General features: G+C 64.5%; 19 protein-coding genes. 11 read left to right on the forward strand and 8 right to left on the reverse strand.

The features are described 5' to 3' along the window. A partial coding sequence (locus EN745_RS05435; protein ID WP_189362965.1) for an ABC transporter substrate-binding protein occupies positions 1 to 682 on the reverse strand: 682 nt, incomplete at its 3' end. 205 nt (positions 683 to 887) lie between these two features. On the opposite strand from EN745_RS05435, the gene EN745_RS05440 reads away from it, so the two are divergent. Beyond that, a complete protein-coding gene (locus EN745_RS05440; protein ID WP_127420716.1) occupies positions 888 to 1646 on the forward strand; it encodes a pseudouridine synthase in 759 nt (252 codons plus the stop codon). 164 nt (positions 1647 to 1810) lie between these two features. Here EN745_RS05440 and EN745_RS05445 read toward each other — a convergent pair whose 3' ends face one another. After that, positions 1811 to 2392 carry a histidine phosphatase family protein gene (locus tag EN745_RS05445; protein WP_126056552.1) on the reverse strand — a complete coding sequence of 194 codons (582 nt, stop codon included), beginning with the start codon at positions 2390 to 2392 and terminating at the stop codon, positions 1811 to 1813. A gap of 135 nt (positions 2393 to 2527) precedes the next feature. Continuing rightward, complete coding sequence (locus EN745_RS05450) at positions 2528 to 3862, reverse strand: dicarboxylate/amino acid:cation symporter (protein ID WP_127400496.1); 1335 nt, start codon at positions 3860 to 3862, stop codon at positions 2528 to 2530. A 234-nt stretch (positions 3863 to 4096) separates the two neighbouring features. On the opposite strand from EN745_RS05450, the gene EN745_RS05455 reads away from it, so the two are divergent. The 3 genes from EN745_RS05455 to EN745_RS05465 all read left to right on the forward strand — a co-directional run bounded on the left by EN745_RS05455 (position 4097) and on the right by EN745_RS05465 (position 7841). Further along, positions 4097 to 5968 carry a sensor histidine kinase gene (locus EN745_RS05455; RefSeq protein WP_126056553.1) on the forward strand — a complete coding sequence of 624 codons (1872 nt, stop codon included), beginning with the start codon at positions 4097 to 4099 and terminating at the stop codon, positions 5966 to 5968. 1 nt (position 5969) lies between these two features. Further along, entirely contained in the window at positions 5970 to 7325 is a 1356-nt protein-coding gene (locus EN745_RS05460; RefSeq protein WP_127420717.1) for a sigma-54 dependent transcriptional regulator, read from the forward strand. 171 nt (positions 7326 to 7496) lie between these two features. After that, positions 7497 to 7841, forward strand: a complete 345-nt coding sequence (locus EN745_RS05465) for a hypothetical protein (RefSeq protein ID WP_126056555.1) — start codon at positions 7497 to 7499, stop codon at positions 7839 to 7841. 100 nt (positions 7842 to 7941) lie between these two features. Here EN745_RS05465 and EN745_RS05470 read toward each other — a convergent pair whose 3' ends face one another. From EN745_RS05470 to EN745_RS05485, 3 genes are all read right to left on the reverse strand, one after another. Further along, complete coding sequence (locus EN745_RS05470; RefSeq protein WP_128333356.1) at positions 7942 to 8664, reverse strand: phytochelatin synthase family protein; 723 nt, start codon at positions 8662 to 8664, stop codon at positions 7942 to 7944. A 567-nt stretch (positions 8665 to 9231) separates the two neighbouring features. Next, complete coding sequence (rhaI, locus tag EN745_RS05480; RefSeq protein ID WP_127420719.1) at positions 9232 to 10524, reverse strand: L-rhamnose catabolism isomerase; 1293 nt, start codon at positions 10522 to 10524, stop codon at positions 9232 to 9234. Positions 10525 to 10614: 90 nt separating this feature from the next. After that, positions 10615 to 12717, reverse strand: a complete 2103-nt coding sequence (locus EN745_RS05485) for a bifunctional rhamnulose-1-phosphate aldolase/short-chain dehydrogenase (protein WP_127420720.1) — start codon at positions 12715 to 12717, stop codon at positions 10615 to 10617. A 185-nt stretch (positions 12718 to 12902) separates the two neighbouring features. On the opposite strand from EN745_RS05485, the gene EN745_RS05490 reads away from it, so the two are divergent. The 7 genes from EN745_RS05490 to EN745_RS05520 all read left to right on the forward strand — a co-directional run bounded on the left by EN745_RS05490 (position 12903) and on the right by EN745_RS05520 (position 20044). Continuing rightward, on the forward strand, positions 12903 to 13706 hold the full coding sequence (locus EN745_RS05490; RefSeq protein WP_127282435.1) for a DeoR/GlpR family DNA-binding transcription regulator: 804 nt from the start codon (positions 12903 to 12905) through the stop codon (positions 13704 to 13706). A 48-nt stretch (positions 13707 to 13754) separates the two neighbouring features. Further along, on the forward strand, positions 13755 to 14750 hold the full coding sequence (rhaS, locus tag EN745_RS05495; protein WP_127420721.1) for a rhamnose ABC transporter substrate-binding protein: 996 nt from the start codon (positions 13755 to 13757) through the stop codon (positions 14748 to 14750). An 84-nt stretch (positions 14751 to 14834) separates the two neighbouring features. Further along, complete coding sequence (locus tag EN745_RS05500; protein ID WP_127420722.1) at positions 14835 to 16391, forward strand: sugar ABC transporter ATP-binding protein; 1557 nt, start codon at positions 14835 to 14837, stop codon at positions 16389 to 16391. Continuing rightward, the gene (locus EN745_RS05505) at positions 16388 to 17365 is read left to right on the forward strand and encodes an ABC transporter permease (protein WP_127420723.1); all 978 of its coding nucleotides are present in this window, start codon (positions 16388 to 16390) and stop codon (positions 17363 to 17365) included. The genes EN745_RS05500 and EN745_RS05505 overlap by 4 nt, the downstream gene beginning before the upstream one ends. Next, the gene (locus tag EN745_RS05510; RefSeq protein ID WP_127420724.1) at positions 17362 to 18363 is read left to right on the forward strand and encodes an ABC transporter permease; all 1002 of its coding nucleotides are present in this window, start codon (positions 17362 to 17364) and stop codon (positions 18361 to 18363) included. Before EN745_RS05505 ends, EN745_RS05510 begins: the two co-directional genes overlap by 4 nt. After that, positions 18363 to 18677, forward strand: coding sequence for an L-rhamnose mutarotase (gene rhaM / locus EN745_RS05515; RefSeq protein WP_189362966.1), 315 nt, complete (start codon positions 18363 to 18365; stop codon positions 18675 to 18677). Before EN745_RS05510 ends, rhaM begins: the two co-directional genes overlap by 1 nt. Then, entirely contained in the window at positions 18674 to 20044 is a 1371-nt protein-coding gene (locus EN745_RS05520) for an FGGY-family carbohydrate kinase (protein WP_127420726.1), read from the forward strand. The genes rhaM and EN745_RS05520 overlap by 4 nt, the downstream gene beginning before the upstream one ends. Positions 20045 to 20387: 343 nt before the next feature. Here the strand turns inward: EN745_RS05520 and EN745_RS05525 are convergent, their stop codons facing one another. Further along, entirely contained in the window at positions 20388 to 22214 is a 1827-nt protein-coding gene (locus EN745_RS05525) for an alanine racemase (RefSeq protein WP_127420727.1), read from the reverse strand. 2 nt (positions 22215 to 22216) lie between these two features. Beyond that, positions 22217 to 23467 (reverse strand): D-amino acid dehydrogenase, encoded by a 1251-nt coding sequence (locus EN745_RS05530; RefSeq protein ID WP_127420728.1) that lies wholly within the window; start codon positions 23465 to 23467, stop codon positions 22217 to 22219. Positions 23468 to 23601 lie beyond the last annotated feature (134 nt).

Below are 23601 nucleotides of genomic sequence, written 5' to 3' on the forward strand. Positions count from 1 at the left end.
CGGTCGAAAAGCCCCAATAGTTGGTCTCGCCGGTCCAGGCGTTGCGGATGCCGATGCGGTCGAACACCGCCTGGAAGAGACTCCTGGCGCCATAGACGCGCACATTGCGCGGATCGAGGAAGTTGACGATGTAGACCGGCCTTGCCACCAGCGGCGCGAGTTTCTGCCTGGTCTCGGCGAAACAGGCCTCGGTCGCCGCGATCAGCGCCTCACTTTCGGCCTGCCTGCCGGTCAGCCTGGCGAGCTCGCGGGTCGCCTCGACGGCTAGCCGGTAGGGTTCTCCGGCCTCGGTGTAGAGGCCGATCGTCTTCACCGGCGCGACGCGCTCGAGCTGCGGCTTGATGCCGTCGAGATAGGGAATGGACAGGATGATGTCGGGCTTCAGCTGCTGGAGGAATTCGAGATTGGGCTCGAGCAAGGTGCCGACATCGGCGATCTCCGGCGGCAGCGGCGGCTCGACCACCCAGGTCTCCCAGACCTCGCGATCGGCGATGGCGACCGGCCTGACGCCAAGCATCAGCAGGGTCTCGGCCAACCCGTCGTCGAGGCAGACGATGCGCAGCGGCCGCGCCTCGGCGGAGGCGGCCATGGGCAGCAGGAACAGCCCGAGCGCGGCGCGCCGGGTGATGTTGCCGCGCTTGGTCGTTCGCCTGTCGTTCTCCGGCACGATCCTGGTTTCCATGGACTTCCCGAAATCGGCCTATGCCGCCGATGCCAAGCTGACTATGAAACATGACATCTCCAGTCAACATTTAAGATGACAAAGTCGATCAGGATTTTGCAGCGGCACGATCCAGCTTCCTGAAGACGAATGGAACCCAGGCGGGTTGCGATCCCGCCGCCACCCGTGGCATCTGTCGCCGTCCATCGGGAAAGAACGCCGGATCATGGCACGACCGCAGCATACCACCAGACGCGCTGCGAGCGCGGGTGTCAGCCTCAGTCGCGCGCTGTCGAAGCTTGGGCTGTGCTCGCGCAAGCAGGCCGAGGTACTGATCGCGGAGGGCCGCGTGCGGGTGGCAGGCAAGGTCGCGCGCGATCCATCGCTGCGCATCGATCTCGACCGCGACCGCATCGCGGTTGACGGCGAGCAGGTCGTTGCCGAGCGCAAGGTCTATCTGATGATCAACAAACCGCGCGGGCTGGTCACAACCCGCGACGATCCCGAAGGACGCGGCACGGTCTACGATTGCCTCGAGGGGCTCGACCTGCCCTTCGTGTCGCCCGTCGGGCGGCTGGACAAAGCCAGCGAAGGCCTGCTTTTGATGACCAATGACACGCGCTGGGCGAACGGACTGCTCGATCCGGCCTCGCATGTCGACAAGACCTATCACGTGCAGATCGGCACCGCGCCCGACGACGCCATGCTGGCACGGTTTCGCGACGGCGCGACGGTCGACGGCGAACTGCTGACGGCGCGCTCGATCGAGCTGCTGCGCAGCGGCGGCCGCACGGCCTGGCTGGAGGTCGTGCTCGACGAAGGCCGCAACCGCCAGATCCGCCGGCTACTTGCCGCCTTCGACGTCGAGGTGCTGAGGCTGATCAGGGTGGCGATCGGGCTCTTACAGCTCGGCGAACTCGCGAAGGGCAAGGCACGGCACCTGACGGTCGAGGAACTGACAATGCTTGAGGGCGACAGCGTCTAGCATTCCCCCTCGCCCGGATCGCCAACCGAATTGCGAAGGGCAATTCGGGGCATGCGACCTCCCCCCGAGGGGAGAGGAGATCAGAGGCGCGGGCGCTTCCTCCTCTTCTCCCCTCGGGGAGAAGGTGGCCGCTAAGCGGCCGGATGAGGGGGACACCCGATCGGCTACCTCTGATTCCACCTGCGGATGACAGGCTCGCTCAAATCGTGCTCATAGCCGAGAACGCTGAGACTCGCCGTGTCCAGCACGAAATGTTCGCCGCCTTCAGGCGGCAGTCCGATCCACCGCGCCGCGAGCACGCGCAGGAAATGCGCGCTCGAAAAGATCAGGACATTGCCAGCGACAACGCGGAGCCCGGCGATGATGGCATCGGCCCTGGCGCCGACATCGGCGGCCTGCTCGCCGCCGGGACAGCCGTCGCGAAACACGTTCCAGCCGGGGCGACCGGCGACAATCTCCTTCGTCGTCACGCCTTCATAGGCGCCGTAGTCCCATTCCTGGAGGTCCGGGTTCTTCACAGCACTTTCCCCGAAGCCGGCAAGTTGGCAGGTGTCGAAGGCACGCTGCGAAGGGCTCGACCACACCGCCTGGAAGGACAGGCCCTTGAGGCGATCGGTGAGGCCGCGGGCGGTCTCCTCACCCTTCGCCGTCAGCGGAATGTCGGTGCGACCGGTGTGCTTGCCCGAGGCGCTCCATTCGGTTTCGCCATGGCGGATCAGGTAGATCTCGGGAAATTTGCTGCTCATTGCCGGCCCCTCGGCGCTGGTGACAAGGCCGGACGACCAGCCCGCGCCAGCCTATGCGGCGACCGGCAAAAAGAACAGGCCGCGACCGGTTTTACCGGCCGCGGCCTCTCCATGCTTGGGAGGCGCCTGACGGGGTCAGGCTGGCTGGAGACCGCCCGACAGCGCCAAGTCGGCTTCTTCCGGCAACTGGCCAGCCATGGCGGCGGCGAATTGCGTCTGGTCGAGCTCGCCTTCCCAGCGCGCCACGACGATGGTGGCCACGGCGTTGCCGACGAAGTTGGTCAGCGCCCGGCATTCCGACATGAAGCGGTCGACACCGAGGATCAGCGCCATGCCGGCGACCGGCACCGAAGGCACGACCGAGAGCGTGGCGGCCAGCGTGATGAAGCCGGCGCCGGTGATGCCGGCGGCACCCTTGGAGCTCAGCATGGCCACCAGCAGCAGCAGGATCTGGTCGCCGAAGGTGAGCGGTGTGTCGGTGGCCTGAGCGATGAACAGCGCGGCCAGCGTCATGTAGATGTTGGTGCCGTCGAGGTTGAAGGAATAGCCGGTCGGGATGACCAGGCCGACCACCGACCGGTTGCAGCCAGCGCGCTCCATCTTGGCCATCAGGCCAGGCAGGGCGGCTTCCGAGGACGAGGTGCCGAGCACCAGCAGCAGCTCTTCCTTGATGTAGCGGATCAGCGCCAGGATCGAGAAGCCGTTGTACCATGCCACCGCGCCGAGCACGACCAGCACGAAGAGCAGCGACGTCAGGTAGAAGGTGCCGATCAGGAAGGCGAGGTTGGCGATCGCGCCGATGCCGTATTTGCCGACGGTGAAAGCCATGGCGCCGAAGGCGCCGATGGGGGCGGCCTTCATCAGGATGGCGACGAGGCGGAAGATCGGCGCGGTGAGCGCCTGCAGGAAGTCGACCACCGGACGACCGCGATCGCCGACCAGGGCCAGCGCGACGCCGAACAACACCGAGAAGAACAACACCTGCAGGATATCGCCCTGCGCGAAGGCGCCAGTGATGGTGTCGGGAATGATGTTCATCAGGAAGCCGACGATGGTCGTGTCATGCGCCTTCTCGGTGAAGGTCGACACCTTGCTGGCGTCGAGCGTCGCCGGATTGATGTGCATGCCGGCGCCGGGCTGGACGACATTGGAGACGACGAGGCCGACGACCAGCGCCAGCGTCGAGAAGAACAGGAAGTAGATCATCGCCTTGCCGGCGACCCGGCCGACCTTGTGCAGGTCGGAGACGCCGGCAATGCCGGTCGCCACGGTCAGGAAGATCACCGGCGCGATCACCATCTTGACCAGCTTGATGAAGGCGTCGCCGAGCGGCTTCAGCGACGCGCCGATGTCGGGATAGAAATGGCCGAGCAGAATGCCGGCGGCGATAGCCGCCAGGACTTGCACATAGAGATGCCGATAAAAGGGTATCTTGCCGCGCGGCTCGGCGGCAGCGAATGCTGTCTGCATGACGTCCTCCGTTGCGCCCCGATCGAAAGGCTCGACCTCCCGGGGCATTTGACCTCCAACAGCCTCGCGGCTGCCGATTCCGTCTTTGCAACCCGCGTGCCAGTTTCCGTCGGCGCGGACTTACTTTGATTTTGTTGGTTTTTTTCGAGCCGCTGGCCGCCCGGTCTGGCGGCGGCGTGCGGCCATCCGCATGGGTCGAATTGTGTTTTGTGCGAAATCATGCACAGATGGGCGATGCTGCAGCGCCCCGCAGCCGGCGCCATTGCCGGCCTTTCTCCAACGCCCGAGCAGCTCGGCAAAAGGGCGCGCCGAGCGTGGCTGCTGTTTGCCGGCGTGGCCCTCGCCATCATCGCCGCGGCGCTCTACGGCGCCGGCCTTTATGGCCGCGCGGTCGAGGTCGACGCGCTTGCCGCGCAGGGGCGCACCGACGCCAACCTGAAGGTAGCGCTGCTCCGCGCCGTGCTGGAAAACCCGCGCGCGCTGCCGCTGCTTCTGTCTGAGGACCAGCAGGTGCATGACGCGCTGACCGCGCGCACCAATGCCGCGATCGACGTGCTCAACCGCAAGCTCGAAGGGCTGGTGTCCGGCACCAAGGCGTCGGTGCTCTACGTCACCGGCACGGACGGCCTGGCGGTCGCGTCGAGCAACTGGCGCGAGCCGACCAGCTTCGTCGGCAACGACTACGGCTTCCGCGCCTATTTCTCCCGCGCCATGCAGACGGGAACCGCCGAGTATTTCGCGCTCGGCAATGTCAGCAAGCGCCCCGGCCTCTACATCTCGCGCCGTGTCGGCAGCGCCTCGGCACCGCTTGGCGTCGTTGTCGTCAAGATGGAGTTCGACCAGCTCGAGGCCGACTGGCACGAGGCCAACCGGCCGGCCTATGTCAGCGACGAGCATGGCGTCGTGCTGATCACCAGCGTGCCGTCCTGGCGCTTCATGACGACGGCGCCGCTTGCCGGCGCCTCCCTTGCCGAAATCCGGGACAGCCAGCAGTTCGGCGACGCGCCGCTGGTGCCGCTGCCGATCACGCGGAGGGAACCCTTGAGCGCCGACGTGTCCATAGTGCATGCGATCACGCCGGGCGGCAGCGATGGCGAATATCTCAGGCTGTCGACGCCGGTCGCCTCGACGCCGTGGCGGCTCGACTATCTCGTTCCGGCCGAGGCGCCGATCGCCGCCGCCCAGCGCGAGATGCGGCTCCTGGCGCTCGGCGTCATCGGGCCGCTCATCGGCCTTGCCGCCTATCTGTTATGGCGCCGGCAATCCGCGCAGATGCGGATCGCCGCCGAACAGGCGACGCGCGCCGAGCTCGAACGTCGTGTCGTCGAGCGCACCGAGGATCTGAGCCGCGCCCGCGATCGCCTGCAGGCCGAGATCACCGACCATCGCAGCACAGAGGCCAAGCTGCAGGTGGTGCAGCAGGAGCTGGTGCAAGCCAATCGACTGGCCATCCTCGGTCAGGTCGCCGCCGGTGTCGCTCATGAGATCAACCAGCCGGTGGCGACCATCCGCGCCTATGCCGACAATGCGCGCGTCTTCCTCGACCGCCAGCAGACGGCGCCGGCCGAGGAGAACCTCGATGCCATCGCGGCGCTGACCGAGCGTATCGGCACCATCACCGACGAGTTGAAAACCTTCGCCCGCAAGGGCCGCACGGCGGCCGAGCCGGTCGAGTTGCGCGGCGTCATCGAGGGCGCGGTGGTGCTGCTCAGAAGCCGTTTCGCCGGCCGGCTCGACGCGCTCGATATCGCGCTGCCGCCGCCCGCACTCAAGGTCATGGGCAATCGGGTGCGGCTGGAACAGGTGCTGATCAATTTGTTCCAGAACGCGCTGGAGGCGCTGGACGGTCGCGACGGCGCCAGGGTCGAGGTTTTGGTCGAGGAAAAAGACGACGGCGTCGTGCTCAATGTCTCGGACAACGGGCCGGGCATTCCGCCGGCGATCCTGAAATCGCTGTTCACGCCCTTCAACACCTCGAAGGAGAAAGGGCTGGGGCTAGGTCTCGTCATCTCCAAGGACATCGTCGCCGACTATGGCGGACGCATCGAGGTCGCGAGCGGCGCCGAGGGCACGCGTTTCACCATCCATCTTGCGAAAGCGGCGTAGCATGGCGACCAACGACCCCGCCCCGGTCATCCTGATCGACGACGACGCCGATCTCCTGAAGGCGACAAGGCAGACGCTGGAGCTCGCCGGCTTCGCGGTGTCGGCCTTTTCGATGGCGCGAGAGGCTCTGGCCGGGCTCGACGCCGGTTTCGCCGGCGTGGTGGTGTCCGACATCCGCATGCCCGAGATCGACGGACTGCAGCTTTTCGACCACATCGTGGAGGTAGACCCGGACATCCCTGTCATCCTCGTCACCGGCCATGGCGACATCGCGATGGCCGTGAAGGCGATCAAGGACGGCGCATACGACTTCATCACCAAGCCCTTCGCGGCCGACCGGCTTGCACAAAGTGTCTGGCGGGCGGCCGAAAAGCGCCGCCTGGTGATGGAGAACCGGGCCTTGCGCGAGGCGGCCGAGCAGGCGCAGGACAGCCTGCCGCTGATCGGCCAGACGCCGGCGATGGAGCGGCTGCGCCGCACGCTGAGACAGATCGCCGATACCGATGTCGACGTTCTGGTGACCGGCGAGACGGGCTCCGGCAAGGAAGTGGTGGCGAGCCTGCTGCACCGCTGGAGCCGCCGCGCCCAGGGCAATTTCGTGGCGCTGAACTGCGGCACGCTGCCGGAGACGGTGATCGAGAGCGAATTGTTCGGCCACGAGGCAGGCGCCTTCACCGGCGCACAGAAGAAGAGGATTGGCCGCATCGAGCATTCAAGCGGCGGCACGCTGTTCCTCGACGAGATCGAGAGCATGCCGCCCTCGACCCAGGTGCAGATGCTGCGGGTGCTGGAAATGCGCGAGGTGACGCCGCTCGGCACCAATGAGGTGCGGCCCGTCGACCTGCGCGTCGTCGCCGCCGCCAAGGTCGATCTTGGCGATCCCGGCCAGCGAGGTGCCTTCCGCGAGGACCTTTACTACCGGCTGAACGTGGTGACGCTGTCGATCCCGCCGCTGCGCGAGCGCCGCGACGACGTGGCCCTGCTGTTCGGCTATTTCGCCGAGCGTGCGGCCGCCCGCTTCCGACGCTCGATGCCGGCCGTGCCGGCGGCGGTTACCCGCCATCTGAGAGAACATGACTGGCCCGGCAATGTACGGGAGCTCGCCCATTTCGCCGAGCGTTTCGTGCTCGGGCTTGAGGACAGCGCCGGCGCGCAACAGCCTGCCCCGGCCGAATCGGATGCTGCCATGCCGCTGCCCGAACGGCTCGACCGCTACGAGGCCGAGATCATCCGCGAGACACTTGGCCGCAATGACGGCGATGTCCGGCGCACCATCGAGGCGCTGGGGATTCCGCGCAAGACCTTCTACGACAAGTTGCAGCGGCACGGCATCGTGCGCAGCGATTTTTCCAGATAATTCAATCGGGTGGAACGGAAAGCAGGGCGCGGCCGTTTGAAAGGCGCCGCGAACCGTGGCACGTCGGCACCAGATAGTCCCGAAGATCGCGGCGGAGTCCCCTGGCGAGGTGCGTTCGGGTTGCACTTGGCCGATGTTGATGGTTTGTTGCCGGGCAGCGGAGATTAAGTGATGCGAGAACCCGTCGGTCAAGACGAATATGGGTCGACCAGTCCCTTCGATCCGGACGAACTGTCGAATTTGAACGCGATCGGCCCGGCCATGGGGAGTGGCAACGACTTCGAGAAATACGCCGTCGCGGTGATCATCGTGTTCGGCGCGCTGATCATCGGCGGACTGATGGCCGCCTCGATGACCTTCGGCCACCGCAACGGCTTCCTGTTCGCGCTTGGCGGGGCAACATCCGCCTGGATATCGGGCAATGCGCTGCTGCTCGACCGGCCCCGCCTCTATGCCCTGTTCGTCGGCATCGCCGCCGTCATGCTGCTGGCCTCCACGTTGACATTGGTCGTCTGACCGGGCCTATCAACCAGGGCCTGGTAGCCAAGCGCCTCGCCGGCCGCGGCGCGGCTGTCGATGGCGCCGTTGTAGCGGGGCCGCCTGGCCCCAGCCACCATCAGGGCTTAGCAGCAATCAGAACATAACCCCGCGTGCGGTTAGCATTGTCCGAGTCTTGCGTGTTCATTGCGTTAAATAGGTCGGCTGTCGTCACCCAGACGGGGGGATATTTGTACCGAGCAACGTCGAGGATGAGGAAACGGTCGGTCTCGGCATCATAAGCGGCCAAGGGTGAGATGTGGCCGCCTTTTTCCTGACCCATGGCTTTGCGCAAGTAATTGACGATGACAAAGTGCCTTTTGGTCGCGAGATAGCCTCGGACCTCCTTGCGGAAGGTGTCCATGCTGCTGTCGGCAGCATGTCGCACCTCAACCTGCACGGGCTGCAACGCAAGAAGGCCACCCAATTCATCTAAAGTCATGCCCTGCTTTTTGATTGTCTCAGCCGGAATGACCTGCTCGCTGCGGGCATCCAGAAGATTGTCCTGAGTGAAGGTGCTGTAGGGGTCATACTCGGGCACCGGTGGGGCTGGAACGCCAATGGCATTCAGAACCATGACACTGCTGGCCACCCCACAAAAAGCTTGGTTCTTCTGGGTGACGAAATTTATGGCCAGCGTAAAATAGGCTTCGCGGGCATCGGCCTCGATCAAGAGCGCTTCACCGGCATCGGAAGCCGCCCCGATGAGATTTGCCGGCAGCGGCAGCGTCTCGGCTCTGGCCTCCATCGAGGCCAATAACGTGGCAAGCAATGCGAGTCGAATGACATGCTTCATGAACATCGTCGCGCTCCTCGGCTGATCACCCTTCGGCCTGACAAACTTGCTCCCAAGTCTCGCAGCTGTCCAGACGAGCTTCGGCGCCATGAGAGCCATCTGTGACCCCTGATGTCAGCGAACGGCGAAGACGGCGGCCGATGGCGTGAAGGCGAAGGTGAGCGAAAGGCTGACGGCGATCAGCGTCCGGCGGTGAGATGCATGGCGGGGACACCGGGGCGTGGGGGACGCCTAGGAAAGACCCTTGGAGCGCGATAGTCCAATAACAATTGAATAATCGAAACGGCCCGCTTACCCCGCCTCCGCTGCGGTCTTTGTCCGAAGGATAGGAAATGGCCGAGGTCAGCGCTGCCCCTCATCGCCCTGCCGGGCACTTCTCCCCGTATAGTGACGGGGAGAAGGGGCGCTCTCGTCGGTGGCTTCGCCAATCGCCAAGCTGGCAGAGCAGACGCCGAGGTCGCGGCCAGCGCTCTTCTCCCCTTTCACGGGAAGAAGGTGCCGGCAGGCGGATGAGGGGCAGCGCCGACAGTGACGATTATCGAAAAATTGCCTTGAGCAATCGCCGACTTGGCCTCAAACAATCCCACCACCGCCGCCGGCGACAGCCGGCCGTTCGGCCGCGACCTTCGCCCGGTAGCCGGCGGCCCGATAGGCGGCGACCGGATCGACGGCGCCACCGGTCCTCAGCCGCGCCATGGCGAGGATCGGCTCGACGTCGATGCGGTAGGCGGCTTTCAGCGTCTGCGTCGCCATCAGCGCGTCGTTCTCTTCCTGAAAACCCTGCAGCGCCTTGCGGTCGACCAGCAGCGCCTGCGCATAGGCGCGCTGCACCTCGACCGCCGACAGCATCAGGCTTTCGATCGGGTCGGTGACGTTGTGGCTCTGGTCCAGCATGTGCGCGGGATTGAACCCCTCTGCTCCGGACAGCTCGGCGTCGACCAGCTCGTTGAAGACCAGGAACAGCCGGTAGGGGTCGATCGAGCCGGCATCGAGGTCGTCGTCGCCATATTTGGAATCGTTGAAGTGGAAGCCGCCGAGCTTTTTGAACTGGATCAGCCGCGATACGATCATCTCGATGTTGACGTTCGGCGCATGGTGGCCGAGGTCGACCAGGCAGTAAGCCTTGTCGCCGAGTTCTTTCGCGATGAGGTAGTTGGTGCCCCAGTCCTGCACGACCGTCGAATAGAAGGCCGGCTCGTACATCTTGTGCTCGGTGAACAGTCGCCAGTCGTCCGGCAGTCCGGCGTATATCTCCTTCATGGCATCGAGATAGTGCTCGAAGGCTCTGGCGAAATTGACCTGGCCGGGGAAGTTCGAACCATCGCCGATCCACACCGTCAGCGCCTTCGAGCCAAGCGTCTTGCCGATCTCGATGCATTCGAGATTGTGCTCGACCGCCTGGCGGCGCGTGCCGGCATCGGCATGCGACAGCGAGCCGAATTTGTAGGAAAGCTCCTGGTCCTTGGCGTCGGAGAAGGTGTTCGAATTCATGGCGTCGAAGCCGAGGCCGAAGCGCGACGCGGCCTGCTTCAGCCGCTTCGGGTCAGCCTTGTCCCAGGGGATGTGCAGCGAGACGGTCGGCGTCGCCTGGGTCAGCTGGCTGATGACTGCGCAGTCCTCGATCTTGTCGAAGATGTCGCGCGGCTCACCAGCACCGGGGAAACGGGCAAAGCGGGTGCCGCCGGTGCCGACGCCCCAGGATGGGATCGCCACGGCGAATTTCTCCACCTTGTCGCGGATAGCGTCAATGGCGATGCCGCGCCGGTCGAGGCGTTCGCCGAGCGAGTCGTAATCGCGTTCGAGGTCGCTCTTGCGCGCAGCGTTTTGGCTGGCGACGAGGTCGGCTGAGATAATGGTTTCGGACAACTGCTATTCCTCCCAAGACTACGTTCGGCTGGCGCTGCCCCACATCCGCCTGCCGGCACCTTCTCCCCGGAACGGGGAGAAGGAAGTTGCCTAGCGCGTAAAGCTTTGCGCGTTGCCCGCGTCGACATTGATGATGTTGCCGGTCGACTTGGCCGACATGTCGGAGGCGAAGAAGTAGATCGCCTCGGCGATGTCCTCCGGGAAGACCGAGCGCTTCAGCATCGAGCGCGAGCGGTAGTGCTCCTCGAGATCGTCGGTCGACATCTTGTAGGCAGCGGCGCGCTGTTCCTTCCATTCGCCGCTCCAGATCTTGGAGCCGCGCAGCACGGCGTCCGGATTGACGACGTTGACCCTGATCTGCGCCTCCGCGCCCTCAAGGGCGAGGCAGCGCGCGAGATGGATCTCGGCCGCCTTGGCCGTGCAATAGGCGGCGGCGTTGGGCGAAGCGGCAAGCCCGTTCTTGGAGGCGACGAAGACGACGTTGCCGCCGATCTTCTGGGCACGGAACACCCGGAACGCCTCGCGCGAGACGAGGAAATAGCCGGTGGACAATATGTCCATGTTCTTGTTCCACAGCGCCAGCGTCGTCTCCTCGATCGGCGCCGAGGAGGCAAGGCCGGCATTCGAGACAAGGATGTCGACGCCACCGAACTCGACCGCCGTTTCGGCGAAGCCCGCGACGACCTGGTCCTCCGAGGTGACGTTGATCACCACCGGCCGGACGAAATCCTTGCCATAGGCTTTCGACAGTTCGTCATTGGCGCTGGCGAGCGCCGCCTCGTCGATGTCGGCCAGCACCACGCAGGCGCCTTCGCGCAGCAGCCGGTTGGCGGTGGCGCGGCCGATGCCGCCGGCGCCGCCTGTAACCAGCGCGATCTGGCCGGCCAGCGCCTTCGGCTTCGGCAGACGCTGCAGCTTGGCTTCCTCGAGCAGCCAGTATTCGATGTCGAAGGCCTCCTGCGCCGGCAGGCCGACATAGGACGAGACGGTCGAGGCGCCGCGCATGACGTTGATGGCGTTCACATAGAATTCGCCCGAGATGCGCGCGGTCGCCTTGTCGCCGGCGAAGGTGAACATGCCGACGCCCGGCATCAGATAGACCACGGCATTGGGATCGCGAATGGCGGGCGAGTCCGCATGCTTGCAGCTGTCATAGTAGGCCTGGTAGCCGACGCGATATTCGGCGATGTCGTCGGCGAGACGCGCAATGACGGCGTCGACGTCAGGTTTCGCCGGGTCGAATTCAATGACCAGCGGGCGGATCTTGGTGCGCAGGAAATGGTCGGGGCATGAGGTGCCCAGTGCTGCCAGCGGCCGCAGATCCCCCGAATTGACGAACTCGAGCACGGCGGGCTGGTCGTCGAAATGGCCGAGCTTGTGGCTCTTCTCCGAGATCAGGCCGCGGATCCTCGGCATCAGCTTCGCGGCAATCGCGCGCCGCGCAGGCGCATCGAGCGACTTCACCACTTCGCCGCCGAAGATAGCCACGCCCTCGGACCGACGCTCGAACCACTCGATCGCCTGGTTGATGACCGAGATCGTCGTCTCGTAGCATTCCTTCGGCGTGTCGCCCCAGCTGAACAGGCCGTGGCTTTCGAGGATGACGCCCTTCGCCTCGGGGTTCTCCAGGCAGAATTTCTCCAGCCACAGGCCGAGCTCGAAGCCCGGCCGCTTCCAGGGCAGCCAGCCGATGGCATCGCCAAAGATCTCCTTCGTCAGCGTCTTGGAATCCTTCGCCGCGGCAATGGCGATGATGGCGTCGGGATGCATGTGGTCGACGCAAGGCTTCGGCACGAACGCATGCAGCGGCGTGTCGATCGAGGCCACGCGCGGATTGAGGTTGAAGGTGCAGTGCGGCAGGCAGCCGACCATCTCGTCCTCATGCGCGAGGCCGCGATAGAGACCTTTCAGCGCACGCAATTTGTCCATGTAGAGCGTGGCAAAGCCGTCGAGCGTGATCGAGGCGCTGTCGCCGCCCGAGCCCTTGACCCACAGAACCTCGACGTCCTCGCCGGTCAGCGGGTCCTTCTGCCAGACCTTGGACGAGGTGTTGCCGCCGCCATAGTTGGTGACGCGCTTGTCGGAGCCGAGCGTGTTGGAGCGATAGACCAGCAACTCCGGGTCGCTCAATCCTTTGGCCTTCGCATCATCCCACAGATTGGCGAGGCGCGAGCCGGAGCGCTTGTCGAGCATAGGTATCCTCCCTTGGGTCGCAAAAAGGTGCGGTCCTTTTCGCGGGGAATTTCTACGCAAGACGTCCTCTTGTCAATCACAAACGATCAATATCGATCATATTGCACTGCACAATGAAATTATATGATCGGAAATGATTGACACTGCTCGTTTTGAGTGCCTAGATGCTCAGGCAGGGAGGAACCATGCACGAAAAAGAGCGCCACAGGATCATTCTGTCCGCCGTCCAGGAAAAGCCTGTGGTGACGGTGCAGGAGATGGTCGACCTGACGGACTCCTCCGAGGCGACGATCCGGCGCGATATCGCGGCGCTGCATGTGCAGAAGCGCCTGCGCCGGGTGCGCGGCGGTGCCGAGGCGATCTCGCCGCCGCAGTTCATCGGCCTCGCCGGCCGCCCCTTCTCGGTCAACGAGACGCTGAACGCCGCACAGAAGCGCGCGATCGCCCGGGAAGCGGTGAACCTGTGCAAGGACGGCGAACCGATCATCATCAATGGCGGCACCACCACTTTCCAGATGGTGCATTTCCTGACCGGCCGCCGCATGCCGATCTTCACCAATTCCTTCCCGATCGCCGAGCATCTGCTCAAGCATTCCAAGAACACGGTGATGCTGTCCGGCGGCACCATCTACCGCGAGCAGAACATCATCCTCTCGCCCTTCGACAATGACGTGACGCGCAATTTCTACGCGCGCCGCATGTTCATGGGCGCGCAAGGGCTGGGACCGCTCGGCCTGATGGAAGGCGACCCGCTCTTGATCCAGGCCGAGCAGAAGCTGATCGACCAGGCCGACGAGCTGGTGGTGCTGGTCGATTCCTCGAAATTCCGCATGCGCTCCAGCCTGATCCTGTGCGGGCTGACGCGCATCGCCACCGTGATCACCGACGACGGCATCGAGGACCGCGAAGCCAAGATGCTCGAAACCGCCGGGGTAACGCTGATCGTCGCCCGCAAGGCGGCACAGGAAGAATCTTCACTGCAGGCCTGAGCGGCCCGCAGCGGCGATGGAAATGCAACGCTCAAGGGAGGATATTCGATGAGCTTTTTGAAGAAACTGCTGGTTACGGCGGCCTTTTCCGCCGCCTTGTTCGTGAATGCCGCCTATGCAGAGAACGTCAAGATCGCGCTGGTGGTGAAATCACTCGGCAACGGCTTCTTCGACGCCGCCAACAAGGGCGCCGAGGAAGCGGCCAAGGAACTGGGCGATGTCGAGGTGATCTACACGGGCCCGACCAAGGCGACCGCCGAGGCGCAGATCGAGGTGATCAACTCGCTGATCGCGCAGAAGGTCAATGCGATCGCCGTTTCGGCCAATGACGCCGACGCGCTGGTGCCGGTGCTGAAGAAGGCGATGGATCGCGGCATCACCGTGATCTCGTGGGACTCCGGCGTTGCCAAGGAAGGCCGCCAACTGCACCTCAACCCGTCGGACACCGGCCTGATCGGCGAGACCATCATCAAGCTCGCCGCCGACTACCTGCCGGAAGGCGGCGACGTCGCCATCCTCTCCGCATCGTCGACCGCGACCAATCAGAATGCCTGGATCGAGGCGGCGAAGAAGGTGCTGCCGGAGAAGTTCCCGAAGATCAAGCTCGTCGCCACCGTCTATGGCGATGACGACTCGGCCAAGAGCACGGACGAAGCCAAGGGCCTGCTGAAGTCCTATCCGAACCTCAAGGCAATCATCGCGCCGACCACCGTCGGCGTGGTCGCCGCCGCCCAGGTCGTCACCGACGCGAACCTGATCGGCAAGGTCAACGTCACCGGTCTGGCGCTGCCGTCCGAGTTCAAGAAGTTCATCGACAACGGCGCCAGCCAGGCGGTCGCGCTGTGGAACCCGATCGACCTCGGCTACTCGGCCATCTACCTCGCCCATGACCTGGCAGTGAAGAAGGAAGAGGCCAAGCCCGGCGCAACGCTGTCGATCGGCCGCGTCGGCAAGGTGACGCTCGACGACACCAACTCGGCTGCGATGGCTCCGCCCTTCCAGTTCGACAAGACCAACATCGAGAAGTTCTCCAAGATCTACTGATCCTGGTCGACTTCAAGCTCGTGCGGCGGGACAATTGTCCCGCCGCATCTTCAAACGGACCTTCTCTCAGGGCCTGATACGGATATGGATACGACAGCCCAGCACAAAGTGGAGACGGAACGGCCGCTTTCGGGCCCGGCCCAGCCTGCCGCCCCGCGCCTGACGCTCTCCGGCATTTCGAAGAGTTTCCCCGGTGTCCGCGCGCTGCACAATGTCAGCCTGTCGCTCTATCCGGGCCAGGTGACGGCGCTGATCGGCGAGAACGGCGCCGGCAAGTCGACGCTGGTCAAGATCATGACCGGCATTTACCAGCCCGACGCCGGCGAAATCAGCATCGACGGCGAGGCGACGACGCTGCATAGCGCCCATGCCGCCTTCGGCCACGGCATCACCGCCATCCATCAGGAAACGGTGCTGTTCGACGACCTTTCGGTCGCCGAAAACATCTTTCTCGGCCACGCGCCGCGCACCCGCTTCGGCACCATCGACTGGCGCACCATGCGCAAGAATGCGCGCGAGGTGCTGGAGACCATGCGCGCCGGCCATATCGACGCCGACGCGCGGCTGAGGGACCTCGGCATCGCCAACAAGCACTTGGTCGCCGTGGCGCGCGCCATGTCGATCGATGCGCGCATCGTCATCATGGACGAGCCGACCGCCGCGCTCTCGATGAAGGAGATCGAGGAGCTTTTCCTGCTGATCGAATTCCTGAAGAGCGAAGGCAAGGCGGTGCTGTTCATCAGCCACAAGTTCGATGAGATCTACCGCATCGCCGACCGCTACACGGTCTTCCGCGACGGCGAGATGGTCGGCGAGGGCTTGCTCAAGGATGCCGGCCAGAACGAAATCGTGCGCATGATGGTCGGTCGCAACGTCGACCACATCTTCCCGCAGCGCGAGCCGAAGATCGGCGCGCCGGTGCTTTCCGTATCCGGCCTGTCACACCCGACCGAGTTCGACGATATCGGTTTCGAGCTGCGCAAGGGCGAGATCCTCGGCTTCTACGGCCTGGTCGGCGCCGGGCGCAGCGAAGTGATGCAGGCGATTTCGGGCATCACCCGCACCAGCCGGGGCACGATCACGCTGGACGGCAAGCCGATCGCGCCGAAATCGGCCGCCGACTCCATCGAGGCCGGCATCGTCTACGTGCCGGAGGAGCGCGGCAAGCAGGGCGTGGTGATCGGGATGCCGATCTTCCAGAACGTTTCGCTGCCCTCGCTCATGCGCACTTCGAAATCCGGCGTGCTCAGGCTGGCGGAAGAGTTCGCGCTCGCCCGCTCCTACACCGAACGGCTGGATCTCAGAGCCTCATCGCTCAGCCAGGATGTCGGCACGCTCTCCGGTGGCAACCAGCAGAAGGTGGTCATCGCCAAATGGCTGGCGACGGCGCCCAAGGTGATCATCCTCGACGAGCCGACCAAGGGCATCGACATCGGCTCCAAGGCCGCCGTGCACGGCTTCATGGCCGAGCTCGTCGCGCAAGGCCTGTCGGTGATCATGGTCTCCTCCGAACTGCCGGAGATCCTCGGCATGTCCGACCGTGTCGTCGTCATGCGCGAAGGCCGCATCGCGGCCGTCCACGCCAACAAGGGGCTCGATGCCGAGACGCTGGTAAGAACCGCAGCGGGGATCGCGGCATGAAGAATTTGCGCAAATACCGCGAGATCTGGCTGCTTGCGGCAATCGCGGTGCTGATCGGCCTGATCTCGACCCGCTTCCCGGGTTTTGCCGACCCGGCCAATCTGCGCCAGGTGTTCAACGACACCTCGATCCTGATGATCCTGGCGCTCGGCCAGATGGTGGTGATCCTGACGCGCTCGATCGACCTATCGATGGCGTCCAACCTCTGCTTCACCGGTATGGTGGTGGCGATGCTCAACGCCGCGCATCCGGCGATCCCGATCCCGGCACTGATCGTCATCGCGCTTCTTGTCGGACTGGTGCTCGGCGCCATCAACGGCTTGCTGGTGTGGCGGCTGAACATTCCCTCGATCGTGGTGACATTGGGCACGCTCACCATCTATCGCGGTGCGACCTTCGTCGTTTCCGGCGGCGCCTGGGTCAATGCCGACCAGATGAGCGCGGACTTCATCAACTTCCAGCGCGCCGCCTTCCTCGGCCTGCCGGTGCTTTCGTGGATCGCATTGCTGGTCATCGCGCTGTTCTTCGTGGTGATGACGCGCACCGCGATCGGCCGCTCGATCTACGCCATCGGCGTCAACCCGACCGCATCGGTCTATGCCGGCATCGACGTCGGCCGCACTAAATTCATCGTCTTCTGCATTTCCGGCATGATCGGCGGGCTTGCCGGCTATCTGTGGATCTCGCGCTATGTGATCGCCTCGGTCGAGGTCGCCAACGGCTATGAGCTCAACATCATCGCCGCCTGCGTCATCGGTGGCATCTCGATCGCCGGCGGCATCGGCTCGGTCGGCGGCGCGGTGCTCGGCGCGCTGTTCCTCGGCATCATCTCAAACGCGCTGCCGGTCATCAACATCTCGCCCTTCTGGCAGATGGCGATCTCGGGCAGCGCCATCATCCTGGCCGTGGTGCTGAATGCTCGCGGTGAGCGCCGGCAGGGCCGCATCATCCTCAGAAAGGCGGAAGCGGCATGACCGACGCCCCTCACCCGCGCCACATCCCGGACCGGCTTGACAAGCCGCTCTCGTCCGCGATCTTCTCCTGGGAAGCACTGCTCGTCGTCATCGCGGTTCTCATCTTCGCGGTCAACAGCTTCGCTTCGCCCTATTTCCTCGACCCGTGGTCGCTGTCGGACCTGACCTTCAACTTCACCGAAAAGGCGCTGATCGCGCTCGCCATGGCGCTGCTGATCATCTCTGGCGAGATCGACCTCTCGGTCGCGGCGATCGTGGCGCTTGCCTCGACCATGATGGGCATGGCGGTGCAGGCCGGCGCCGGAACGCCGGTGCTGGTGGCGATCGGCATCGTTGTGGGACTTGGCTGCGGCGCCTTCAACGGGCTGCTGGTCACGCGCCTCGGCCTGCCGTCCATCGTCGTCACCATCGGCACGATGAGCCTGTTTCGCGGCATCGCCTTCATCATCCTCGGCGACCAGGCCTACAAGGGCTATCCCGAAAGCTTCGCCTTCTTCGGCCAAGGCTATGTCTGGTGGGTTTTCTCGTTCGAGCTGGCGCTGTTCCTCGTCGCCGCGCTCATCTACTGGTTCGTGCTGCATCGCACGAGCTTCGGCCGGCGTGTCTTCGCCATCGGCAACAATCCGGTCGCCTGCCAGTTCTCCGGCGTGCGCGTCGACCGCATCAAGTTCATGCTGTTCTGCCTGACCGGGCTGATGTCCGGCATCGCCTCGGTGCTGATCACCTCGCGGCTCGGCTCGACAAGGCCCTCGATCGCGCAAGGCTATGAGCTCGAAGCGATCACCATGGTGGTGCTGGGCGGCGTCTCGATCCTCGGCGGTGCCGGCAGCATCCTGGGCGTCGTGCTTGCCGCCTTCATAATGGGGCTGGTGACTTTCGGGCTCGGGCTGCTCAACGTCCCGGGCATCGTCATGTCGATCTTCATCGGCCTCTTGCTGATCATCGTGATTGCGCTGCCCATCGTCTGGCGGCGCCTGCGCGAGGGACGCTTCGCCTGATGGAAAAATACGCCTTCAAGATGAAGCTCAATCCTGGCATGAAGGCCGAGTACAAGCGCCGCCATGACGAGATCTGGCCGTCGCTGGTGGCGCTGCTGAAGCAGGCCGGAATCTCCGACTACTCAATCCATCTCGACGAGGAGACCAACATCCTGTTCGGCGTGCTGTGGCGCCGTGACGACCACGGCATGGCCGATCTGCCGAAGCATCCGGTGATGCAGCGCTGGTGGGCGCACATGGCCGATGTGATGGAAACCGGGGCCGACAACGAGCCGGTGGCGGTGCCGCTGGAAACTGTGTTCCATATGGCATGATCCGCCACGTCGCCGTCGTCGATATCGGCAAGACCAACGCCAAGGTGGCGCTGGTCGATCTCACGACCCTGCGCGAGACGGCGCTGCGCCGCAGCGCCAACGCGCCCCTCACTGACGGCCCCTACCCGCATCACGACATCGAGTGGCTGTGGACGTTCATCCTCGATAGCCTCGCCGAACTCCACCGCGAGCAGCGCATCGACGCCATCTCGATCACCACCCATGGCGCGACGGCGGTGCTGGTCGACGCCGACGGAGGCCTGGCGCTGCCGGTGCTCGACTATGAATTTTCGGGACCAGACGACTTCGCCGAGGACTATGACCTCATCCGTCCGCCCTTTGTCGAGACAGGCACGCCGCGCCTGCCGGCCGGCCTGAACATCGGCGCGCAGCTCCTTTGGCAGCAGAGGCGTTTTCCAGCAGAATTTTCCAAGGCGGCCGCGATCCTGATGTACCCGCAATACTGGGCGCAGCGGCTGACTGGCGTGACTGCCAATGAGGTGACATCACTCGGCTGCCACACCGACCTCTGGAACCCGTGGAAGTCCGACTACTCGACGCTGGTGGACAAGATGGGCTGGCGCCGGCTGATGGCGCCGGTGCGGCCGGCGAAGGACCGGCTCGGCCCGATCCTGCCCGCACTCGCTCAGCAGACCGGGCTCGACCCGCAAACGCCGGTGTACTGCGGGCTGCACGATTCCAATGCCTCGCTGCTGCCGCATCTCTTGTCCGACCGGCCGCCCTTCTCTGTTGTCTCGACCGGCACCTGGGTGGTTTCGATGGCGGTCGGCGGCGGCAAGGTCGAGCTCGATCCGGCCCGAGACACGCTGGTCAACGTCAACGCGCTCGGCGATCCCGTGCCTTCGGCTCGCTTCATGGGCGGGCGCGAGTTCTCGCTGCTGACCGACGGTCAGCCGCAGGACTGGAGCGAGGACGACGTCGCCGCAGTGCTGGCGCGCAAGGCACTGCTTCTGCCCTCGACCCAGCAGGGATCGGGGCCGTTTCCGCACCGCCAGCCGCAATGGCTCAATGCCGACGGAACGAGTGGCGGCGAGCGCTTCGTCGCCATCTCTTTCTATCTGGCGCTTATGACCGCGACCTGCCTCGAGCTGATCGGCGGCGACGGACCGACAACCGTGGAAGGACCCTTTGCCCGCAACCGCCTCTTTACCGGCATGCTGGTTGCGGCGACCGCGCGCACCGTCATCGCCTCCGAGGCCGCCACCGGCACCAGCATCGGCGCAGCACTTCTGGCATCCAAAGAGACGCCCGCGCACAGCAAGCTCGAGACAATAGAACCGCAAGCTGATCCCATCTGGGCGGCCTATGTCACCGGGTGGCGTGGGGCGGTCGAAGCGCGGGACTGATCAGGTCACGAATAGTAGGAATAAGTACGAAGAATACAAAATCGCCATATTAATGGCGTAAAAAGCATACCGGATCGGAAAATACACTATGCCATACTTAATGGACAAATACGATTCACATTCCGAACCTCCATCCCCATAGCCAATACCCATTCCAACATAATTTCCACAATTGTTGGCTTTTTCAAAAACGCAAGCAGACGACCCTGATAAAAATGCCATTGCAGCAAACAAGATGGAATTAACCCTGCCAACGTCCCCAAGTATTCTCATCTAGGCATCCAACTGGATTCAAAATTTCTGGGTTGAGGTTACGTTCCGCTCCGATCGCAAGTCAATTTAGCTATAGAATCCGCTTGCCGAAGGCCGACATGACGAAGCTGACGGCATCGGTGGCGATCCTGGGTTCGAGATCGGCGGTGAAGCCAGAGACGCTCATCGACAAGAGCCCGCCCGAGAGTGCCACCGCCTCCATCGCCTGATGCGTTTCGCGCACCGTGAGCCCGCCCGAGCCTGCCGCCCAGCCGGCGAATTCGGTGACCTCGGGCGCATAGGCGACGTGGAACCCTTGGGTGCCGGAGGAGGCGATGTGGATCGCCTCCCGCATCACTTCCCCCATGCCCATGGCGTCGATGTCGGTCATGGTGAAGGCGGAGACGCGCGAATCCGTCAGCACCCGCGCCTCGGCCGGATCGGCATGGCGCAAGCCGACGATGACGATGTTTTCCGGCGAAAGCTGCGGCTGCAAAGCGCCCGGCTTGTGATCCAAACCCAACATGCGGGCGAGCACCGAAGCCTCCGGCAGGTCGATGCCTTCGATCTCCTCCGGCATCAGCGCGGCGATGGAATCGATCCAGATCAGGCCAAATGAGTGTGTCGCCCGCGCGGTCGCGGCAAGTGCCGTGTGGGCAATGCGGCGGTCGGCGCCGGCGGTCAGCCGGATCAGGCCCGAAGGCGGCCGTTCCGCGTCGGCCAGTTCGACGACATCGAAGTTCATCGCCTCAAGCCGCGCCCCGGTTGCCTCACGGGCGAGGATGCCCGCCACCGACGGCTCGGCCGAGATCGACACCATCTTGCGGCCGGAATAGTCCTCGACGTCGTGCATCGGGGCCTTCTCGACATATTCGGAGGTCATGGCGAGAAGCATGGCGCCATAGCTCATGCGGAAGGCGACGCGGCCACCGACGACGGGAGGTGGATCGGCGTCCTGGACGTCGAGCAAAAGATGATCGCTGGAGGCGCCGAGCACGCGCACGCCCTTGGCGATCGGCATCAGGCCTTCGACCTGCACGTCCTCGCGGCCGATATTGGCGATGGCGCGCAGCCTGTCGCCCTCGTCGGGAAAGACCGGCTGGTTGCCGAACGCGTCGTAGCCGGACTGGCCGATCGGCCGCGATGGCTTCTTCTTGACCTCGATGATGTCGGCGGTAAGCCGGCAGGCATCGAGCTCCAGCGCTTCCCAGGGCGGATCGCGAAAAGTTTCCAGCCCGCCCTGCAGGATCGCCTCGCCGACCCTCAGATTGTTGATGCCGGCGGGCAGCCGGCCTTCGAGCAACAGCGGCAGCGAGGACGAGGCGCCGCCCGATATCCAATCGAGGCTTTTGCCCGACAGACGCTCGATCTTGTAGGCATGGGCGACGAGCTGGCCGAGATTCTCCTCGGTCGGCAAGATGGCGCCGAAGCAGCCGAGATTGGTGCCGATGCCGGCAATGCGCACGCCCTTCATCTCCAGGATCTGCTCGACGGTCGGCACAAGGTCGTTCGGCCAGATGCCTTCCCGCAGGTCGCCGAGGTCGACCATCAGCATGATGTCGTGGACGCGGCCCATGCGCTCGGCGATGCGGGCGATCTCGCGAATGATCGAAAGTTCCGACTGCAGGCTGATGTCGACGGTCCGCACCACCTCCTCGACGCGCGCGATGGGCGGGCTGCGCAAGAGCATGATCGGCGCATTGATGCCGCTGTCGCGCAGCCGGCGGATGTTCTCGAAGCGTGACTCCGCGATGCCGGCAACGCCGCCGCGCAGCATGGCGCGCGCCACCTGCGGCATGCCGCACATGCCCTTGGTGACGCCGAAGACCTTGATGCCGGAATGCGCGCAGCGCTCGACGACGGTGCGCGCATTGCGCTCGATGCGGCCGAGATCGATGGCGACTTGCGGTCCAGACATCTCTAGTTCCTGTAGACCAGCCCTTGCGGATCGATCTCCGGCTTGCGGCCGGCGACGATATCGGCGAGGAATTTTCCCGAGCCGCAAGCCATCGTCCAGCCGACATGGCCGTGGCCGGTGTCGAGGTAAAGGTTGGTGTAGCGCGCCTGCCCTATCACCGGCACGGAGTTCGGCATCATTGGCCTGAGGCCCGCCCAAAGCTCCGCTTTCTTCTCGTCGAAGGCGCCGGGAAACAGGTCCTTGCCGGTCCTGAACATGGCGGCGAAATCACGCGGCTTGAAGCTGCGGTCGAAGCCGGTGAACTCGGCGGTCGAGGCAAGGCGCAGCCGGTTGCCGAGCCGCGAATAGCCGATCAGTTGGTCCTCGTCGGCGCCGCCCATGGTCGGCCCCTTGCTTTCGTCCTCCAGCGGTATGGTCGCGGTGTAGCCCTTCACTGGATAGACCGGCAGGTCGATGCCGTAGCGGCGGCCGAGCAGGCCGCTTTCCGGTCCCAAGGAGATGACCACCGCGTCACCGGCGACCGGGCCGGCCGAGGTCATCACCGAGCGCACATGATCACCTTCGATGTCGAGGCCTTCGACGGTCGTGCCGAAGAGGAATTTGACGCCGAGCTTTTCGGCCGCATAAGCGGCGAGCTTTTCCACGAACTGCCGGGAATCGCCCGTCTGGTCGATCGGCGAATAGACGCCGCCGGCGATCTTGTCCCTGGCGCCGGCGAGGCCGGGCTCCAGCTCGATCAGCCGGTCACGGCCGACGATCTCGATCGGCAGGCCGTGCTCGGCAAGGTAGCGGTAATTGTCGGTGCCGGTGTCGAGGCTGTGCTGCGAGCGGAAGAAATAGAGAATGCCCTTCTTGCGCTCGTCGTAGTGAATGCCGGTCGCTTCCGAGAGCGCGTTGATGCAGTCGCGGGAATAGAGCGCCAGGCGCAGCTTGACCTGGCTGTTGGCGCGCAGGCGCGCCACCGTGCACTGGCGCAGGAAGCGCAGGCTCCAGGCGAGGAAATAGGGATCGAAGCGCAGCCTGACCTTGATGCCGAGATCGTGGTTCCAGAGCGCGCGCATGAAGGTCTTCAGCGCGGCGGGTGAAGCCCAGGCGGTGGCGTCCCCGGGCGAGACAAGGCCGGCATTCGACTGGCTGGTGCCACGCGCGGCGGCCTGGTGGCGCTCGATCACCGTCACCTCATGGCCATCGCTCGCCAGGTAATAGGCGGCCGCCGTGCCAACGACGCCGGCCCCAAGCACCAAGACCTTCATGCCGCCCCCCTCGAGCGGTTCACCGTTTCACGGAAACGCAGAACCGCTCTATTTCCTTGTTTTGACGCAATTCCGGAACAGGGCGGCGCGCCTCCACGCGCCGCCGTGAGACCCTCAATAGCGCGTCTCGGCGC

This window comes from Mesorhizobium sp. M4A.F.Ca.ET.022.05.2.1, from assembly GCF_003998845.1.
In the GTDB taxonomy this organism is placed as follows: domain Bacteria; phylum Pseudomonadota; class Alphaproteobacteria; order Rhizobiales; family Rhizobiaceae; genus Mesorhizobium.

What these genes read in the sequence shown, in the direction of transcription:
- EN745_RS05440 (WP_127420716.1), top strand. Translation starts at nt 888, where the DNA reads ATGGCACGACCGCAGCATACCACCAGACGCGCTGCGAGCGCGGGTGTC.
- EN745_RS05445 (WP_126056552.1), bottom strand. Translation starts at nt 2,392, where the DNA reads ATGAGCAGCAAATTTCCCGAGATCTACCTGATCCGCCATGGCGAAACC.
- EN745_RS05450 (WP_127400496.1), bottom strand. Translation starts at nt 3,862, where the DNA reads ATGCAGACAGCATTCGCTGCCGCCGAGCCGCGCGGCAAGATACCCTTT.
- EN745_RS05455 (WP_126056553.1), top strand. Translation starts at nt 4,097, where the DNA reads ATGCTGCAGCGCCCCGCAGCCGGCGCCATTGCCGGCCTTTCTCCAACG.
- EN745_RS05460 (WP_127420717.1), top strand. Translation starts at nt 5,970, where the DNA reads ATGGCGACCAACGACCCCGCCCCGGTCATCCTGATCGACGACGACGCC.
- EN745_RS05465 (WP_126056555.1), top strand. Translation starts at nt 7,497, where the DNA reads ATGCGAGAACCCGTCGGTCAAGACGAATATGGGTCGACCAGTCCCTTC.
- EN745_RS05470 (WP_128333356.1), bottom strand. Translation starts at nt 8,664, where the DNA reads ATGTTCATGAAGCATGTCATTCGACTCGCATTGCTTGCCACGTTATTG.
- EN745_RS05485 (WP_127420720.1), bottom strand. Translation starts at nt 12,717, where the DNA reads ATGCTCGACAAGCGCTCCGGCTCGCGCCTCGCCAATCTGTGGGATGAT.
- EN745_RS05490 (WP_127282435.1), top strand. Translation starts at nt 12,903, where the DNA reads ATGCACGAAAAAGAGCGCCACAGGATCATTCTGTCCGCCGTCCAGGAA.
- rhaS (WP_127420721.1), top strand. Translation starts at nt 13,755, where the DNA reads ATGAGCTTTTTGAAGAAACTGCTGGTTACGGCGGCCTTTTCCGCCGCC.
- EN745_RS05500 (WP_127420722.1), top strand. Translation starts at nt 14,835, where the DNA reads ATGGATACGACAGCCCAGCACAAAGTGGAGACGGAACGGCCGCTTTCG.
- EN745_RS05505 (WP_127420723.1), top strand. Translation starts at nt 16,388, where the DNA reads ATGAAGAATTTGCGCAAATACCGCGAGATCTGGCTGCTTGCGGCAATC.
- EN745_RS05510 (WP_127420724.1), top strand. Translation starts at nt 17,362, where the DNA reads ATGACCGACGCCCCTCACCCGCGCCACATCCCGGACCGGCTTGACAAG.
- rhaM (WP_189362966.1), top strand. Translation starts at nt 18,363, where the DNA reads ATGGAAAAATACGCCTTCAAGATGAAGCTCAATCCTGGCATGAAGGCC.
- EN745_RS05520 (WP_127420726.1), top strand. Translation starts at nt 18,674, where the DNA reads ATGATCCGCCACGTCGCCGTCGTCGATATCGGCAAGACCAACGCCAAG.
- EN745_RS05525 (WP_127420727.1), bottom strand. Translation starts at nt 22,214, where the DNA reads ATGTCTGGACCGCAAGTCGCCATCGATCTCGGCCGCATCGAGCGCAAT.
- EN745_RS05530 (WP_127420728.1), bottom strand. Translation starts at nt 23,467, where the DNA reads ATGAAGGTCTTGGTGCTTGGGGCCGGCGTCGTTGGCACGGCGGCCGCC.